Genomic DNA, 14,716 nt, shown 5'->3' with positions numbered 1-14,716 from the left:
GGCTCATTTTCAGCTGAAAGTGGGATCTCGTGACACAAGCGAACGCGAGACCGCTGGACGAAGTCGGCACCGATCTGCTGGACGGCCTGCTGGGCTGGTTGGCCGACGAATACTTCCGCGTAGAGGTGGCGGGCCTGGAGAACGTGCCGCGGACCGGGCCCGCGCTCGTGGTCGCCAACCACTCCGGCGCGTGGGGGCTCGACGCCTTCGTCCTGCACAAGCTCCTGCACCGGGAGTTGAGCCGCCCGGTGCACCTCTATGCCTCGGCGCTGGTCTTCCGGTGCCCGCCCCTCGCCTCGTACGCCCGTCGGCACGACGCTTTCACCGATGATCCGACCCTGGGCCGGGAGCGGCTGGAGGCCGGGCATCTCGTCGCCGTGTTCCCCGAGGGACTCGACGGGGTCGGGAAGCCGTTCTCGCAGCGCTACCGGATGCGGCCCTTCAGCCCCGGCTTCGCGGCCACCGCGGTGCAGACCGGTGTGCCGGTGGTACCCGTGTCGATCGTGGGCGCCGAGGAGACGTACCCGAAGCTCGGTGAGATCCGGGCGCTGGCCCGCCGGTTCGACCTCCCGTACTTCCCCCTCACGACGCTGCTGCCGCTGCCGGCGAAGTGGCGGATCAGCATCGGCGAACCGGTCCCCGCCCCGGCCCGCGCCGAGACCTTCACCGCCCGCTCGGCCGCGGCGCGGCGACTGTGCGACGAGGTCTGGATCACCGTCCAGGGCATGGTCGACCGGGACCGGCGCCGCCGGACGAGCCCGTTCTGGTAGGACAAGCTCAGTTGGCCAGCCAGTCGGCGGCCCGGCGGGCGTCCGAGGCCGCGCGGGCACAGCGCTTGGCGTGGGCGAGCAGCGTCATCCGGCACTGCTCGCCGAACGCGTCGTGGTTCCAGCCGGACTGCCGTGCGCAGTCGGCGAGTTTCCTGGCGTGCTCCTCCAGGCTGCGGGCACCGGCCGCGGCGAACGTGGCGTAATGGGCGGGGCTCTGCCCGACGGCGGGCGGCAGGTAGCCGTCGGCCACGGGCCGTGTGTCGGTGTCGCGCGGCCCGTGCTCGGCGTCCGCGAGGGCGATGCGCAGGGACGCGACGGGCAACTCGGCCGGCAGCGAGTCGGCGGTCAGCCGCGGGGCCAGAACGACCGGCTCGGCGAGCCGGGTGAGGGCGCGGACCAGTTCGGTGGCGGCGAGGACGCCGAGTTCGGCCGCGGCGCACGGTGCGGGCGCCGCGCACAGCGCCGCGGACGGGTCGTGGCTGTCATGGCCCTGTGCCTCGTCGAGGTCGCGCAGCCAGGCGGTCGCGCACAGGATCTCGGTGCCCGCCTCCACGGCCAGGTCGTCCCATGCGAAGGGGGCGTGGACCTCGTGCACCGTGGCGGCCAGCGGCGGGTAGCGGCGCAGGGCCTCGTGCACGGCCCGCTCGGTGCGGTCGGTGGCGGGCATCAGCGGCTGCACCGTCACCAGCGCCAGCGCCTGGGCCGCCGTGTCGGTGAGGGCCCGGGTGACGGTCTCCAGCGCGTGCTCGACGACGGCGTCCCTGGCGTCGGCGGCGACGTCGGCGGCGACGAGTCCGTCGGGGGAGTCGGCATGGACGTACGGGTCGAGGCGGCGGCGCAGTGCGGCGGCGCGGGCGGCGTACTCGGTGCTGTCCTCGGCCCGCGCGGCGGCTTCGAGGATGGCGCTGACGAGACTGTCGTCGGCGGCGCCGTCCCCGAGGACGATCCGCCGCGCGAGGCGGGTGGCGAGCGCGCACCAGTCGGCGCGGGCGAGGCTGTCGTCGGTGCGGCGCGCGGCGTAGATCTCCGCGGCCTCCTCGTCGGCGGCCGCCCGCACGCGGTCACGTACCGCGCCGGGAATGACGGGCATCGCCGTGTGCGGGGTCAGCCGCAGCCGGCGGCCCTCGGCGGTGAGGGCGGTGACGGTGCCCCGGGCGCCGGCCTCGTCGGCGACACCGACCAGGCTCGTCGCGTCGTCGGCGGTCAACGGCATCAGGAAGGTGCCGAACGCGGTGCGCAGCCGGGTCGGCCGGCCGGACGCGGTGCGGCGCAGCTGCGCCAGGACCTGCCGGGTCAGGCTCTGCCGGGTGAACGGTGTGAGGCCGAAGGCGCGGGCCGGCGCGTCGATCCAGGAAACACGCTGGGCCGCCAGCGCGGCGCTGATCAGCGCGTTCTCCAGGGGCCAGGCCGTCGCGGGGCGGCGCGGAGCGGTCGTGGTGTCAGGGGCGTTCATCGCCGGTCTCCCTCGGAGGTTGCTGGCTGGCGGCGTCACTTGTCGCGCAGCAGATAGGGCTGGTTGCCGACGATCTCGCCGTCGTAGCGGGTGATGAGCTCGTTGACGCGGGCTCGGTGCGGGACGTCGCCGCTGCGCAGGGTGTCGGCGTACGCCTGCGGGGCGTGGGAGAGCGGGTAGTCGTACGTCTCGTCAAGCCAGGAGAGCTCGATCCAGCTGTCGGGGATGTCGTTCGCCGAGGCCGGCCCGCGCCCGTCGAGGCCCGGGATGACGTCGTGCTGGTTGACGAGGCTGATGACCCGGGTGGTGGGGTCGGCGGGCCGTTTGGTGTCGATGGGGGAGCCGACGGTGACCACATGGGTCAGCCGGTACGTGGACACGAAGTCGAGGTCGCACGCCAGGTTCATGGCGGTGATGCCGCCGAGGCTGTGACCGACGATCATCAGCTCCGCGCCCTCGGGCACACCGGCGCGCAGCAGCATCTGCTTCGCGGACCGGCTGTACGTGGTGTCGGTGCGCAGCAGCGCGTCGAACGCGCCGACGAGGTCCTGCGGGGTGCTGTTGCTCAGCCGTCCGAAACTGGTGCCCGGCAGCAGCAGGACGTGCCGCAGCGTGCCGTCCGCGCAGGAGATGCTCCGCAACAGGGCGAGCCCGTGGTTGCCCAGGGCGGAGATGTCGTCGATGTAGCGGACGATGTCGTTGCCGGAGCGGGCCAGCACGCGGGTCAGCATCGCGTCGGCCTCGCAGCGCTCGGCGCGCCCCGCGCCCGGGTTGAGGTGCCGGATCAGGGCCGCGGGCAGGCCGAGCAGCGGGTCGGTGGTGGGCACGCCGCCGGCCAGGGTGACCCAGGCGAAGCTGTCGTTGGTCGGGTTCTCGTCGAGCAGCCCGGCCAGCGCGAGCAGCTCCATGATCACGGGGCTGAACGTGGTCAGGGTGCGGGTGACGCCGAGCAGATCCACCAACTCCCGCGCGGCGCGCACCACTTCGATCCTGCGGCCGGCGACCACGGCGTCCGTGAGCCGCTTGGCGAGCGGGGCCGCGAGGTTCGGATGTTCACGGGCGGCGGCCTCGATGCGCAGCGCGAAGGCGTCCACGGCCATCGCCACACAGGCGGGCCGCCGACGCGTCGCCGCACCCAGGGACCGGACGGTCTCCCCGACCAGGCCGCCGTTGGCGGCGATGCCGAGCCCGGCGGGGTTCGTCATCGCGCGGGCCGCCGACAGCGCGGTGCCGAAGGCCCAGCCGGGGCGCCGCAGTGCCTGCAGGCCGACCCGCCAGCTGCCGCCTGCCGCGGTCAGTTCGGCGCCGGTCCTTCGTGCCGCGATCGCCGCGTCCGCGAGCAGCACCGAGGCCGCGATCAGCAGCTGGGCATCGGTCCTGACCGGCTGTTGCGGTGCCAGTGCCTGCTGCGCCGACGGTGTCTGCGGTACGGGCGTCCGCTCGCCGACGGCATCGGCTGTCCCGGCTGTCATCCCCGCCACCTCATCCCTGGTGTCCCGGCCGCACCGCGCGGGGACGCACGACGCCGGACCTGTCACTCCCAGCAGTAGAACCGCCGCCGCGCCGGTCGGCAGAGCCGTTGCGGCCGCTCGGGTGAATCACCGAGCGTGTACGCGCGCCGGGTGCGACCGCGAGGGCCGGTCCGTGCACAGCATTCCGGTGTGATCATCGGACGAGAAGGCCCGAGGGCGACGCGACCGGCACGATCGGCACGGTGGTTGTTGGTCGGCCTTCTCCTGGCCACGGGGTGCTGGTCGGCCGCCGGGCCCTCCGTCGCCGACGGCGCAGGGCCGCACGGACTCACCCTCGAGGTCACGGTGAACACCCGACCGGGCCTGGGCGCCCTGCACCCCGGCATCCGGACCGGCGCCGCCGTCGTCAAGTCGTACCGTCTCGTCAACCACAGCGGCGCCGATCTGCACGAGGTCCGGGTGCGCGACCCCGCGATGCCGGGCGCCGCGATCCACTGCCCCGGTGGGCGGGACCGGCTGCCGTTGCTGACCGGCCTGCACTCGGCGCGCTGCACGGCCACCGGAACCGCGCGCCCCGGTGCCTGGATCGGCGAGGTCAGGGCCGTCGGACAACTGCACCTGGTGCGCGCCTCCGTGCAGGCGAGCGCGCGGTCCGGATACGCCGGGGTCGGCGCCGCCCTGGCCCTGACGGAGTCGGCGCGCGTGATCGGCCCCGACCGGGCGCTGGTCCGCTACCTCCTGGTCAACAACGGCAACCGGCCCGTCCACGGCGTCCGGGTCACGGACCCCGTGCTGGCGCCGGACCGGATCGCCTGCGCGGGCGGGCAGCCGGTCGTCGCCCACCTCCCCGCCGGGGCGCGAGCGGCGTGCACCGCCGAGGTGCGGCGCACCCCGGGCACGTACGTCAGCCGGGGGCGGGCCGACGGCAGCGACCTGCTCCGCACCCTCGATCCGCACGGCGGGCCGGTGGCGCCCCCGCTCCTCACCGCACGGGCCTCGGCGCACTTCACGCTGCGCGCCCCCGCACCCCTCTCTCCCGTGACGCATCGGCCGCTGTCGCCCGTTGCCCACCAGCAGCGGCCGCCGCGCGTCGAACGACCGGCCGCCGTGCCTCCCTTCGCCGCGGCGTTCTTCCCCCCGGCGCCGCCTCCGCCGGGCATCGCGGCACCGGGCAACGCGGCGGTACCGGGTATCGGGGTCCCGGGCGTCGCGGTGCCGGGCGGCGCGGCCCCCGGCGTCGCGCCGCCCGGCCCCGCCGCGCCCGAGGGTGCGGCTCCCGGCGTCGCGCCACCCGCCCCGGCCGTACCTCCGGGGAAGGCGAAGGGCCGGGCTCCGGCAGTGGTCCCGCCGACCGCGGCGGCATCGTCGGTACCTCCTGCGGCGGTACCGAAGGAGGCCCGGTCGCAGCACACGCTGCTCAGGCGCTTCGTCCGGGCGGACCACACCCCCACGAGCCTGGGCATCCTGGCGGCGCTCTTCCTGATCCTGCTGCCCGCAGCCATCGCGGCCGCCGTGTTCGGCTCCCGCAGACTCTGACCGTGCCACCACGAAACGGGACCCGCCGATGATCGAAAGCCTCGCCGTCGTCCTGGGCGTCGCCCTGCTCGCCGGAGCGGTCGTCCTGCTCAAACACCGCTTCTGGCCACTGGGTCCCGACGAAGAGCCCCGCGAGGACGTCGCCGAGTACATCTCCATGATGGTCGGTGTCCTGTACGCCCTCGTCCTCGGCCTCGCCCTGGTGTCGGTCTGGGACACCCACTCCGGCGCCGAGGACCACGTCGCCGCCGAGGCCAGTGCCGCGCACCAGATCCATCTGCTCGCCGCGGGCCTCCCCGCCGCGCAGGCCGACCGGATGCGCGGCGAGATCGACACGTACATCCGGCACGTCACGGACACGGAGTGGCCCGCCATGGCCGAGCGCGCCCCGCTGGGCCCGGCCGGCTGGCGTCTGCTGGACGAGGTGCGTGCGACGAGTCAGGTCCCTGCGGACGCCACACCGGCCCAACAGGCCACGGGCCAGGAGACGTTGGGGCAGCTGAGCACCCTGGACGAGGCACGGCGCGGCCGCGAGGCCGACTCCGCGGAGCGGTTGTCACCGGCGATCTGGTTCGGCCTGATCGTCGGCGGCGTACTCACCATCGCCTTCATGTTCATGTTCGGTGTTCAACGCAGCTTCACGCACGTCGTGATGGTGATGGGCCTGTCCGGCCTCATCACCTTCACCGTGCTCCTCATCTACCAACTGGACAGCCCTTTCCACGGATTGTTCGCCGTCGATCCGACTCCGTTCACGCGGTACTTCTGACCACGGAGACCACAGAACCGGCGCTTTCTTGATACGACTTGCGGCATGGACCAGGGGCGGGAATCGCGCGGAGAGAAAGACGCGATGACGGTGGAGATCATGTTCGCGCTGGTGACGGCCGGAGCGCTGGCCGCGCTCGTGTTCGGCGTGGTCCTGGTGCCCGCCCTCCTGGTCGGCGTCTCCGCACCGCTGCGGAAGGGCTTCCTGGTGGCGGGAGCGGTGCTTGCCGCGGTCGCCGCGGTATGGCGTGTCGTGCGGGTGCTGCTTCGATTCGACGCACAACGGCGACTGGGGCGGTGAGCGATGTAGGGGCGGCCCCTCAAAGAGGCCGCCCCTACATCGTGGTGTGGTGTGGTGTGGTGTGGTGCGCGAGATCAGTGCTTGCCGATGTCCTTGGTCTTCTCCTTGGCCTGACGTGCGTCACCCTTCATCTGCTCGGCACGGCCTTCGGCGGTGAGACGCTCATTGCCGACGGTGCGTCCGGCGGCTTCCTTCGCGGCGCCCTTGACCTGCTCGGTCTTCGCCTTGGCCTTCTCGTTGGCGGTCATGGTCCGCTCACGCTCCCTTGGCATCGACATCATGTCCTGGGTATTCGCCTGGCCGCTCAGGCGCGGGGCAAACATCGGTATGGCGATCGGATCGCATGCCGGTCGCACGCCGGGTGCGAGGCGGGCGTCCGCATTCCCTTCGACTCGTGAAAGTAACGCACCGCTTGTGTGTTTGTGAGCGCGGGTCAGGAGCACATGGTTGCCAGGAGGTCGATAACGTGGCTGCTCGGCTTCGTGGTCCGGCCCGCCGCGAGCGGTGGCCGCAAGGGCCGTTGGTACCGATGGTGATGCGCACCGTCTGATCTCTTCCGATGAGCGGCGCGGCACCACGGGCGGTGGTGTACGTGCCAAAGGGGTGGGCCCTGCCTGGGACGGCGGGGCCCACCCCTTCTTCGCGTGCGTCAGCCGACTTCGCGGGGACGGGACGCGGTCACGGTGTCCGGATGGAGGGCGAAGATCTGGTCCAGGCCGACGATGCGCAGGATGCGCAGGGTGTTGGCGGGGACCGCGGCGAGGGCGATGTCGGCGCCGACGGAGTGGGCGTGGTTACGGGCGGCGAGCAGGGCGCTGATGCCGCTGGAGTCGCAGAAGGGCATCGCCGCGAGGTCCAGGATCAGGAGCCGGCCGGGTTCGAGAGCGATGGTGGGGAGTGCGTCACGCAGCTCGGGGGCGGTGTCGTGGTCGAGGCCGCCGACGAGTTTCAGGACCGTCCCGGTCGCGCAGTCTTCGGCAATGATCTTCAGCGGCGTCATGGCGTGCTCTTCGTCGTCGTAGCGGAAGTCGTACCGAATGTCGTAGCGGAAGTCGTATCGGAAGGCGTGTCGGAGGTCGTCCCGGACGCGGGGACACCCAGCGCGAGCAGGGCGGTGTCGTCGTCGAGGCCCTCACCCAGCCCACTCAGCAGGTCGGCCAGCGCGGCGATGACGGTGGTGGCGGACGTGCCGGCGTGCTCGGCGGTGAAGGCGCGCAGCGCCTCGTCCCCGAAGAGGGACGAGCGGTCGGGGCCGGTGCGGGCCTCGATGACACCGTCGGTGTAGAGGAGGAGGGTGTCGCCGGGGGCGAGGGTGGTGGTGGCGGTGGTGAAGCGGGCGTCGGGCAGCGCGCCGACGAGAAAACCGCCGGGGGTGTGCAGGAAGCCGGCCGTGCCGCCGGTGCGCAGGACGAGGGCCGGCGGGTGGCCGCCGGAGGCGATCCGGACGGTGACGCGCCCGGTGTCCGCCTCGGGTTCCAGGACGCCGAAGATGGCGGTGCAAAAGCGCGGATCGTCGCCCGAATACCGCTCGTTCAGGACGTGGTTGAGGGTGGTCAGAGCGGCCACGGGGTCGGGGTCGTGCAGGGCGGCGGCCCGCAGCGTGTACCGGGTCAGTGAGGTGACCGCGGCCGCCTCGGGCCCCTTGCCGCAGACGTCCCCGAGGAAGAAGCCGAAGCTCTTGCCGTCCAGCGGGAAGACGTCGTAGAAGTCGCCGCCGAGCCGGTCCGGGGAAGCGGCGTGGTAATAGGTGGCCGTCTCCACCCCGGGGACGACGGGCAGGGCCGCGGGCAGCAACGACTGCTGCAGCACGGCCAGCGCCTGCTGCAGGCGGGTCCGGTCGGCGCGGGCCTGCCGCGCGGACTCCTCTGCGGCCCGGCGGCTGCGCAGCAGCTCCGTCTCGTAGGAGCGGCGGTCGGCGGCTTCGAAGACGGTGATACGGGTCAGCAGGGGCGTGCCGGTGCTGCCGTACTTGACCGTGGCCGAGACCAGAACCGGCAGCCGGCCGCCGTCGGCCTGCTTGAGTTCGAGGGCGACCCCGCTGATCTCGCCCTGCATGCGCAGCAGCGGCGCGAAGTGTGTCTCGTGGTACAGCCGATCGCCCACGGGCAGCAGGTCCGTGAACCGCAACTCGCCCACCACCGCCTCCCGTTCGAGCCCCAGCCAGTTCAACAGGGTGTCGTTGAGTTTCACGACGGTGCCGTCCATCAGCGTGGACAGGTACCCGCAGGGCGCGTTGTCGTACAGGTCCTCGGTGCTGTCCTCCAGGAGCGCGGCGAACGACGCGGCCGAGGCCGTGCCGCCGTCGGTCTCATCGGGCCCCGGACCGGTGCAGCTCATCACCGCAGACCTGCCAGGAACTCGGTGATCGCCGCGTTGGTGGCCTCCGGCGCGGACAGGTGCGGGCAGTGTCCGGTCGCGTCGAGCGTCACCAGCGTCGAACCGGGAATCGCGCCGTGCACGTAGGCGCCGACTTCGCGGGGAGCGATGGCGTCCTGCGTACAGTCCAGGATCAGCGTCGGCACCCGTATGCCCTGCAACGTGTCGCGGGTGTCCGAGAGGAACGTGGTCCGTGCGAAGACCCGTGCCATGTCGGGGTCGGTGGCGCAGAAACTGTTCTTGAGCTCGTCGCCCAGATCGGGCCGCTCCGGGTTGCCCATGATCACCGGCGCCATCGTCGCCGACCAGCCCAGATAGTTCGCCTCCAGGGACTCGAGGAGCTCCTCGATGTCCTCCTGGCTGAACCCGCCGCGGTAACCCTCGTCGTCGATGTACCGCGGGGACGGGGCGATCATCACCAGGGACCCGATGCGCTCGGGCACCTGCCGGGCGGCGAGCACACCGATCATCGAGCTGACCGAATGGCCCACGAACACCGCGTCGCGCAGGTCGAGCCGGTCGCACACCTCCACCACGTCCTGGGCGTAGCCGTCCAGAGAGTCGTAGCGCTCGGCCGAGAACGCGGACAGGTCGGAACGGCCCGCGCCCACGTAATCGAACAGCACCACACGGTGGTCCCGCTCCAGCGCGGGCACCGTCAGCCGCCACATGTTCTGGTCACAGCCGAAGCCGTGGGCCAGCACGACCGCACGCCCCTGCGGGTTCCCTGTCACCGTGACGTTGTTCCTGCGGAGGATGTCCATGAACACCATGATCCCAGCCTCACGAGGAACGTGTGTCGCCAGGTCCCGGCGCAGGCCGGCCGCCACCATGCGTGGCCCGTGAGCACTGTTTGTCACCGGGGCCGCAGGGCAAGCGGGTGTCAGTGCTTGGGACCACAGGCGCAGCTGTGGGGAGCACTGTGCCTCGATGCGGTCCCGTCGCTTCTCACGGTCACTTTTGCCGGAAGCAGCGATAGGAGGACCTCCTGATGGCCACCCGCCGAGTGCACGATGACGCGCCCGAGACCGCAGAGGCGTTCCACCGCCTCGCCGCCGCTCCCGACGGACCCGAACGCGACCTCCTGTGCCAGGAGTTGGTGGAGGCGTGGCTGCCCATGGCCCACCGCCTCGCCACGAAGTTCCGCAACAGGGGCGAGAACCTGGACGATCTCAAGCAGGTCGCCGCCATGGGCCTCGTCAAGGCCATCGACCGTTACGACCCGGAGCGGGGCGCCTTCGAGTCGTACGCGGTGCCGACCGTCACCGGGGAGCTGCGCCGCCACTTCCGTGACCACACCTGGGACGTGCGGGTCCCGCGCCGGGTCCAGGACCTGCGCAACAAGGTCCGCGCCGCGCGCCGCGACGTCATGGACGAGCCCGGTCACGACGGCGAGGCGGGCATGGAGGAGATAGCCGCGCGGGCCGGGCTGACCCCGGACGAGGTACGGGACGGGATGGAGGCGCTGGAGAGCTACAACTCTCTGTCGCTGGATGCGGAGGTCGGCACCGCCGCGGACGGCCTCAGCCTCGCCGACACCCTGGGGCACACCGAGACCGGGTACGACGTCATCGCCGACCGGGAAGCCGCCAAGGAAGGACTCAGGGCGCTGCCCGAACGGGAACGCGCCATCCTCTACCTGCGCTACTTCGAGGACATGACCCAGGCCGGGATCGCCGAGAAGGTCGGCATCTCCCAGATGCACGTCTCCCGCCTCATCACCCGTAGCTGCGCGCAGGTACGGGACCACGCCAACAGGGCGCCCGAGGACCAGCGGCAGGCCGCCTGACCCGCCCGACCTCACCGACGACTCCGCCCGACCGCAGGGGCGGCCGGGCGGAGCGACGCTCACCGCAGGCGGGACCCGCCGGCACCGCCGCCGGCGTCGGTACCGCCGTCGTCATCGTCATCGTCCGGGACATGGACGTCGAAGACATTGATGTCGATCTCCGTCACATCGAGCCCGGTCATCGTCTCGACCGCGTCGGTGACGTGCGTACGGATCTGATCGGCGAGTTCGTGGATCAGCACTCCGTACTCGACCTCGACGTCGACGGCGATCGAGACCTGCTTCTCGTCCGCATCCACCTTGACCGGGCGTCCTGCGCCCGAGGAGCCGGACCTGCGGCCGGTGACCGCGCCCAGCGCCTTCGACGCGCCTCTGCCGACCGAATGGACGCCGTCCGTGTCCCGGATCGCTATCCCGGCGATGGTGGCCACGACACCGTCGGCGATGGTGGTGGTGCCGCGCGTGCCGGGCGTCCCGCTCTGTTCCGCGTTACGTGTCGTCGTGCTGCCGCTTCCGAGTCCGATGTCGGACATGGCCGCCTCACAGTGAATTGCCGGCACGGACGGGGGCGCCCGCCCGTGAGGTCCCCTCACTCACTCTGCGCCCCATGGTCGTGATCTGCCATTCGAGTGACACGAGCGCGGCCGCGCCCGCCGGATACGGGGTTCTCAGTCGCGGGGGAGGAGCGAGCCGAGCGGCCCGAGATCCAGATTGAGATCCTCCGGATTCACTCCGTGCTGCTCGCAGAGTTCCTGCATGCGCTGGTCGAGCAGCATGAGGGTGGTGCCGATCTCTTCGACCTGCTTGCCGTCGAGGCCGCCCTGCTCGACCCGGCGGATCGCCTGCCGCTCCATCAACTGCCGCAGCAGCTCGACCACCGTCAGGACCAGGGCCACCAGGTCGCGCCCCATCTTCTCGGAGTCGAGGTCGACGCGGGAGCCCGTCACAGCGGCCCCCCGTCCGCCCAGGGCGCGGGCACACGCTCGTTCACCGAGGACAGCAGCGCGTGCAGCGACAGGCGGACGAGGGGCACATCGGCGATGGCGATGACCAGGTCGCCGCTGACCACCACACCGGTCGCCAGCACCCGGTCCAACAGGTCGACGAGGGGCACACCCAACGGACCGCTCAAGGGCTCAGGACTGTCCCAGGGCACCACTTCTCGCTCCACCACTACACCCCGCCGACAAAGGAGTAGGGCACCCACGGGCCGGACAGCTCGATCTGCGCACCCGTGCGCTCCCTCAAGGAACCGACCGCCCGCCGGAGTTCGTCCGCCCGGTCCGCGGCGACCAGATAGGTGGCATTGAGTACGTGCACCCGCTGCTCACCTGTCAGAGCCGCACCGTGTGTACGGAGCCGCCGGGATTCGGCGGCGAGGTCGCGCAGCTCCGCGTCCACGGACTCCGCGACCTGCAGCGCTTCTTCCCGGCTCCGCTCCCGCCGGTCGTGGACGCCGCGCTTGCGGTTCAGGTAGGCGAGACCGGCACCCGGCGCCGGCGGACCCGGGCGGGCCGCCGCGGCGGAGACCGCAGGCTCCGGCGGAGCCGGGGGCCGGTACACCTTCACGCCCCACTCCGTGTGGTGCGCGATGCGCTTCAGGGCGCCGTGGAAGCGGGCCGCCTCGTCGCCGAGGACACCGCGGGCCCGCTCGTCGTCGAGGTACAGGGTGGCGAGGGGCAGGGGAACGGCCGGGCCACGGGCGGCCGCCGCGGACACCGCCTCGTGGTGAGCGCGCGCGTACCGCTCGATCTCCTGCCGGTCCGACAGCCGCAGTTGCCAGACCTCGTCGGTGAAGTCGGCGGCCGGCACGGTCTGGACGACGGCTGTCAGCGTTCCGGAGGCGAGCAGCCGGACCTGTCCGCCGCCGGGCATGCCCGGCAGACCGGTGAGGTCGGCCGTGTTGATGGCACGAGTACCGCGACACACGGCGAAGACGTACGTGGCGGTCGCGTCCGGTGCGGGTGCCTGCGTCTGTGCGTGCGCGGCGGGGGCGGGGTGCTTCACGACTGCCCGGCCTCCTCTTTGCCGTCAGCGTCCGCCTCCAGCGCCTCAAGACGCTCGCGCAGCTCGCGATTCTCGTCCTGAAGCGCGCTGCGCGACGCCCGTGAACTCAGTGCCGGGTCGGTCTCCCACCAGTCGATGCCCGCCTTCTTCGCGGTGTCGACGGAGGCGACGAAGAGGCGGAGCCGGATGGTGAGCAGTTCGATGTCGAGGAGGTCGATCTTGATGTCCCCCGCGATGACGATCCCCTTGTCCAGCACCCGTTCGAGGATGTCGGCCAGGTTGGTGCTCGTGGGACCGGCCACCTGCTGTCCCTGCGGCCTGAAGTCGAGGTCGGTCACCGTGACGCCCCCGCTCGGCGCTTACGGGCCGGACGCCTGGCAGGAGGCGGCTCCTCCTGCTCGTCCGCGTCCTCGTCCGTGTCCTCTTCCTCGCCCTCTTCTTCGCCTTCTTCTTCGTCAGGCTCTTCTTCGCCGTCCTCGGCCTCTTCGTCGTCGGAGTCGGCCGGGTCGGCTGCGTTGTCGTAGTCCCCGTCCCACTCGTCCTCCGCCCCTTCCTGATCCTCCTGCCCCTCCTGCTCCTCCTGCTCGACGGCGTCCTCATGAGACAGGACGACCTCGCCGTCCCGGATCTCGCCGCGCCAGCCCTCCGGTTCTTCGTCGGTGAGCGTGACGTACCGCTGGAAATGCTTGAAGTCCAGCCGCATGCGGCGGCCCTGGGCGCGCCAGAGGTTGCCCGTCTTCTCGAAGAATCCGGACGGGTAGTACTCGACGACCAGAACGATCCGCGTCAGGTTCGGGGCCAGTTCGTGGAAGCTGACGGCGCCGCGCGTGCTGCCCTTGGCGCCCTCGGAGTTCCACACGATGCGGTCGTCCGGGATCTGCTCCTGGACCGTGGCCTTGAAACTGCGCGAGGACGGCCCGACCTTGACCTTCCAGTCGCTCTCCGTCTCGTCGCCCTTCGAGACGGAGCGAACGCCCTTGGTGAAATCGCTGAACTGGTCGTACTGCGTCCAGGCGTCGTAGGCCGTACGCAGCGGCACACCCACATCGAGGACCTCGATGATGTTCATGACTTTGCTGTCACCGGCCTTGCCCTTGCCTTTGCCGCCGCCACCACCGAAGGCCTCCTTCGCCTTGTCCACGACCGCGTCCTTGGCGCCCTTGGCCTTGTCCGAGACGAACGCCTTCACCGGCGACTCGCCTTGGAGCACCCGCGAGCCGATGGACGCCAACGAGCCGCTGTTCTCCGCCGCGTCGCTCAACTTGCCCGTCAGGTCGGTGAGTTTGTCGCCCGCCTTGTCGGCCAAGTGCTGGACCTGAGCGCCGGCGAACTTCGACAGCTCTTCTTTGAGCCGCCCGACCCCCGACTCCTCGGAAGCCTCGGACTCGTCCCTGTCGTTCCTTGCCATGACTGGCTACCTCCGCCGATCGGCGCGCTTGGGCGCGGTCCGCTTCGCTGACGCCGACTTCTTGGCGGCAGACTTCTTGGCCGTCGACTTCTGCGGTGCCGACTTCTTGGCGGGGGCCGACTTCTTGGCCGGGGCCGTCTTCTTCGCAGCTGTCTTCTTGGCCGGCGCCGACTTCTTCGCGGCCGTCTTCTGCGCCGGGGCCGACTTCTTGGCGGGGGTCGCCTTCTTGCCCGCGGGCGCCTTCTTGGCCGGAGATGCCGTTCTCTTCGCAGACGCCGACTTTCCGGACGACGACGTGGCCGAGGGGGCCTGCTGGGCCTTCTTGGCAGGCGGGGCGGGCGCCCTGCCGCGCCGGGGACGCGGCGGCGCAGGGGCTTCCTCCTCTTCCTCTTCAGCCTCTTCCGGCTCGTCCTCGTATTCCTCGTCCTCGGAGTCGCCGTCCACGTCCTCCTCGTCCTCGTAGCCGACTTCTCCTTCGTCTTCGTACTCGGCTTCGTCTCCGTATCCCGGCTCCGATGCCGAGGTGAGCCGGGCGGTGCGGTCGCCGATGGCGTCCGCCAGCGTGTTCATGCCGCGTTGGGCGGCAGCGGTCATGGCCTGGCGGCCGGCGCCGAGCACCTCGCCCCTGACCTGGTCCTGCAACTGCGCGAATTGCGGCATCTCGCCGAGCTTGCGCATCCCTTGGGCTGCCAGCTGGCGGGGTTCGAGTGCGAACCGCCGCCCCGCCAGGTAGGTCGCGACGCTCAGAGCCAGTCGGCCCTTCTTGGTCCGACCCAGTACGTATCCGCCCACGACGGCTGCCGCGAGCGCTACTTTGCTCTGGTCGTCCATGCCTG

General features: G+C 71.5%; 18 protein-coding genes. 5 read left to right on the top strand and 13 right to left on the bottom strand.

Going from position 1 to position 14,716, the window contains the following annotated elements; all coding sequences use genetic code 11:
- Positions 1–29: 29 nt before the first annotated feature.
- Complete coding sequence (locus ACIREE_RS04720) at positions 30–770, top strand: lysophospholipid acyltransferase family protein (protein ID WP_404146189.1); 741 nt, start codon at positions 30–32, stop codon at positions 768–770.
- Between the two features lie 7 nt (positions 771–777).
- On the opposite strand, the gene ACIREE_RS04715 is transcribed toward ACIREE_RS04720, so the two are convergent.
- Entirely contained in the window at positions 778–2,223 is a 1,446-nt protein-coding gene (locus ACIREE_RS04715) for a hypothetical protein (RefSeq protein WP_404146186.1), read from the bottom strand.
- Positions 2,224–2,258: 35 nt separating this feature from the next.
- The gene (locus ACIREE_RS04710) at positions 2,259–3,695 is read right to left on the bottom strand and encodes a hypothetical protein (protein WP_404146184.1); all 1,437 of its coding nucleotides are present in this window, start codon (positions 3,693–3,695) and stop codon (positions 2,259–2,261) included.
- A gap of 249 nt (positions 3,696–3,944) precedes the next feature.
- Here ACIREE_RS04710 and ACIREE_RS04705 point away from each other — a divergent pair, with 249 nt between their 5' ends.
- Genes ACIREE_RS04705 through ACIREE_RS04695 form a run of 3 tightly spaced genes read left to right on the top strand, consistent with a single transcriptional unit; the run spans position 3,945 to position 6,300 of the window.
- The gene (locus ACIREE_RS04705) at positions 3,945–5,231 is read left to right on the top strand and encodes a hypothetical protein (RefSeq protein ID WP_404146181.1); all 1,287 of its coding nucleotides are present in this window, start codon (positions 3,945–3,947) and stop codon (positions 5,229–5,231) included.
- A 28-nt stretch (positions 5,232–5,259) separates the two neighbouring features.
- A complete protein-coding gene (locus ACIREE_RS04700) occupies positions 5,260–6,000 on the top strand; it encodes a hypothetical protein (RefSeq protein ID WP_404146179.1) in 741 nt (246 codons plus the stop codon).
- 45 nt (positions 6,001–6,045) lie between these two features.
- Complete coding sequence (locus ACIREE_RS04695; protein WP_404146176.1) at positions 6,046–6,300, top strand: DUF6332 family protein; 255 nt, start codon at positions 6,046–6,048, stop codon at positions 6,298–6,300.
- 74 nt (positions 6,301–6,374) lie between these two features.
- On the opposite strand, the gene ACIREE_RS04690 is transcribed toward ACIREE_RS04695, so the two are convergent.
- The 4 genes from ACIREE_RS04690 to ACIREE_RS04675 all read right to left on the bottom strand — a co-directional run bounded on the left by ACIREE_RS04690 (position 6,375) and on the right by ACIREE_RS04675 (position 9,440).
- On the bottom strand, positions 6,375–6,548 hold the full coding sequence (locus ACIREE_RS04690) for a CsbD family protein (protein ID WP_363193526.1): 174 nt from the start codon (positions 6,546–6,548) through the stop codon (positions 6,375–6,377).
- A 401-nt stretch (positions 6,549–6,949) separates the two neighbouring features.
- Positions 6,950–7,300: an STAS domain-containing protein gene (locus tag ACIREE_RS04685; protein ID WP_404146173.1), complete on the bottom strand. Its 351-nt coding sequence runs from the start codon at positions 7,298–7,300 to the stop codon at positions 6,950–6,952.
- Entirely contained in the window at positions 7,297–8,637 is a 1,341-nt protein-coding gene (locus ACIREE_RS04680) for a PP2C family protein-serine/threonine phosphatase (protein ID WP_404146170.1), read from the bottom strand. Before ACIREE_RS04680 ends, ACIREE_RS04685 begins: the two co-directional genes overlap by 4 nt.
- Complete coding sequence (locus ACIREE_RS04675; protein WP_404146825.1) at positions 8,637–9,440, bottom strand: alpha/beta fold hydrolase; 804 nt, start codon at positions 9,438–9,440, stop codon at positions 8,637–8,639. The genes ACIREE_RS04680 and ACIREE_RS04675 overlap by 1 nt, the downstream gene beginning before the upstream one ends.
- A 227-nt stretch (positions 9,441–9,667) precedes the next feature.
- On the opposite strand from ACIREE_RS04675, the gene ACIREE_RS04670 reads away from it, so the two are divergent.
- Positions 9,668–10,465, top strand: coding sequence for a SigB/SigF/SigG family RNA polymerase sigma factor (locus ACIREE_RS04670; protein ID WP_404146166.1), 798 nt, complete (start codon positions 9,668–9,670; stop codon positions 10,463–10,465).
- Between the two features lie 59 nt (positions 10,466–10,524).
- Here the strand turns inward: ACIREE_RS04670 and ACIREE_RS04665 are convergent, their stop codons facing one another.
- The 7 genes from ACIREE_RS04665 to ACIREE_RS04635 form a co-directional block, all read right to left on the bottom strand.
- Entirely contained in the window at positions 10,525–10,998 is a 474-nt protein-coding gene (locus ACIREE_RS04665; RefSeq protein ID WP_404146163.1) for an Asp23/Gls24 family envelope stress response protein, read from the bottom strand.
- Between the two features lie 135 nt (positions 10,999–11,133).
- Positions 11,134–11,412: a gas vesicle protein K gene (locus ACIREE_RS04660; RefSeq protein ID WP_404146160.1), complete on the bottom strand. Its 279-nt coding sequence runs from the start codon at positions 11,410–11,412 to the stop codon at positions 11,134–11,136.
- Positions 11,409–11,636 carry a gas vesicle protein gene (locus ACIREE_RS04655; RefSeq protein ID WP_356490759.1) on the bottom strand — a complete coding sequence of 76 codons (228 nt, stop codon included), beginning with the start codon at positions 11,634–11,636 and terminating at the stop codon, positions 11,409–11,411. The genes ACIREE_RS04660 and ACIREE_RS04655 overlap by 4 nt, the downstream gene beginning before the upstream one ends.
- Before the next feature lie 2 nt (positions 11,637–11,638).
- Positions 11,639–12,472, bottom strand: a complete 834-nt coding sequence (locus ACIREE_RS04650) for a GvpL/GvpF family gas vesicle protein (protein WP_404146156.1) — start codon at positions 12,470–12,472, stop codon at positions 11,639–11,641.
- On the bottom strand, positions 12,469–12,810 hold the full coding sequence (locus ACIREE_RS04645; protein ID WP_404146153.1) for a gas vesicle protein: 342 nt from the start codon (positions 12,808–12,810) through the stop codon (positions 12,469–12,471). The genes ACIREE_RS04650 and ACIREE_RS04645 overlap by 4 nt, the downstream gene beginning before the upstream one ends.
- Positions 12,807–13,880: an SRPBCC family protein gene (locus tag ACIREE_RS04640; protein ID WP_404146150.1), complete on the bottom strand. Its 1,074-nt coding sequence runs from the start codon at positions 13,878–13,880 to the stop codon at positions 12,807–12,809. Before ACIREE_RS04640 ends, ACIREE_RS04645 begins: the two co-directional genes overlap by 4 nt.
- A 6-nt stretch (positions 13,881–13,886) precedes the next feature.
- Entirely contained in the window at positions 13,887–14,711 is an 825-nt protein-coding gene (locus tag ACIREE_RS04635) for a histone protein (RefSeq protein WP_404146148.1), read from the bottom strand.
- Between the last annotated feature and the right edge of the window lie 5 nt (positions 14,712–14,716).

The sequence above is a fragment of the Streptomyces sp. NPDC102467 genome (assembly GCF_044765445.1).
GTDB lineage: Bacteria > Actinomycetota > Actinomycetes > Streptomycetales > Streptomycetaceae > Streptomyces.
The sequence above is the reverse complement of the archived record's forward strand: the minus strand, read 5'-3'. Positions and strand labels throughout refer to the sequence as shown.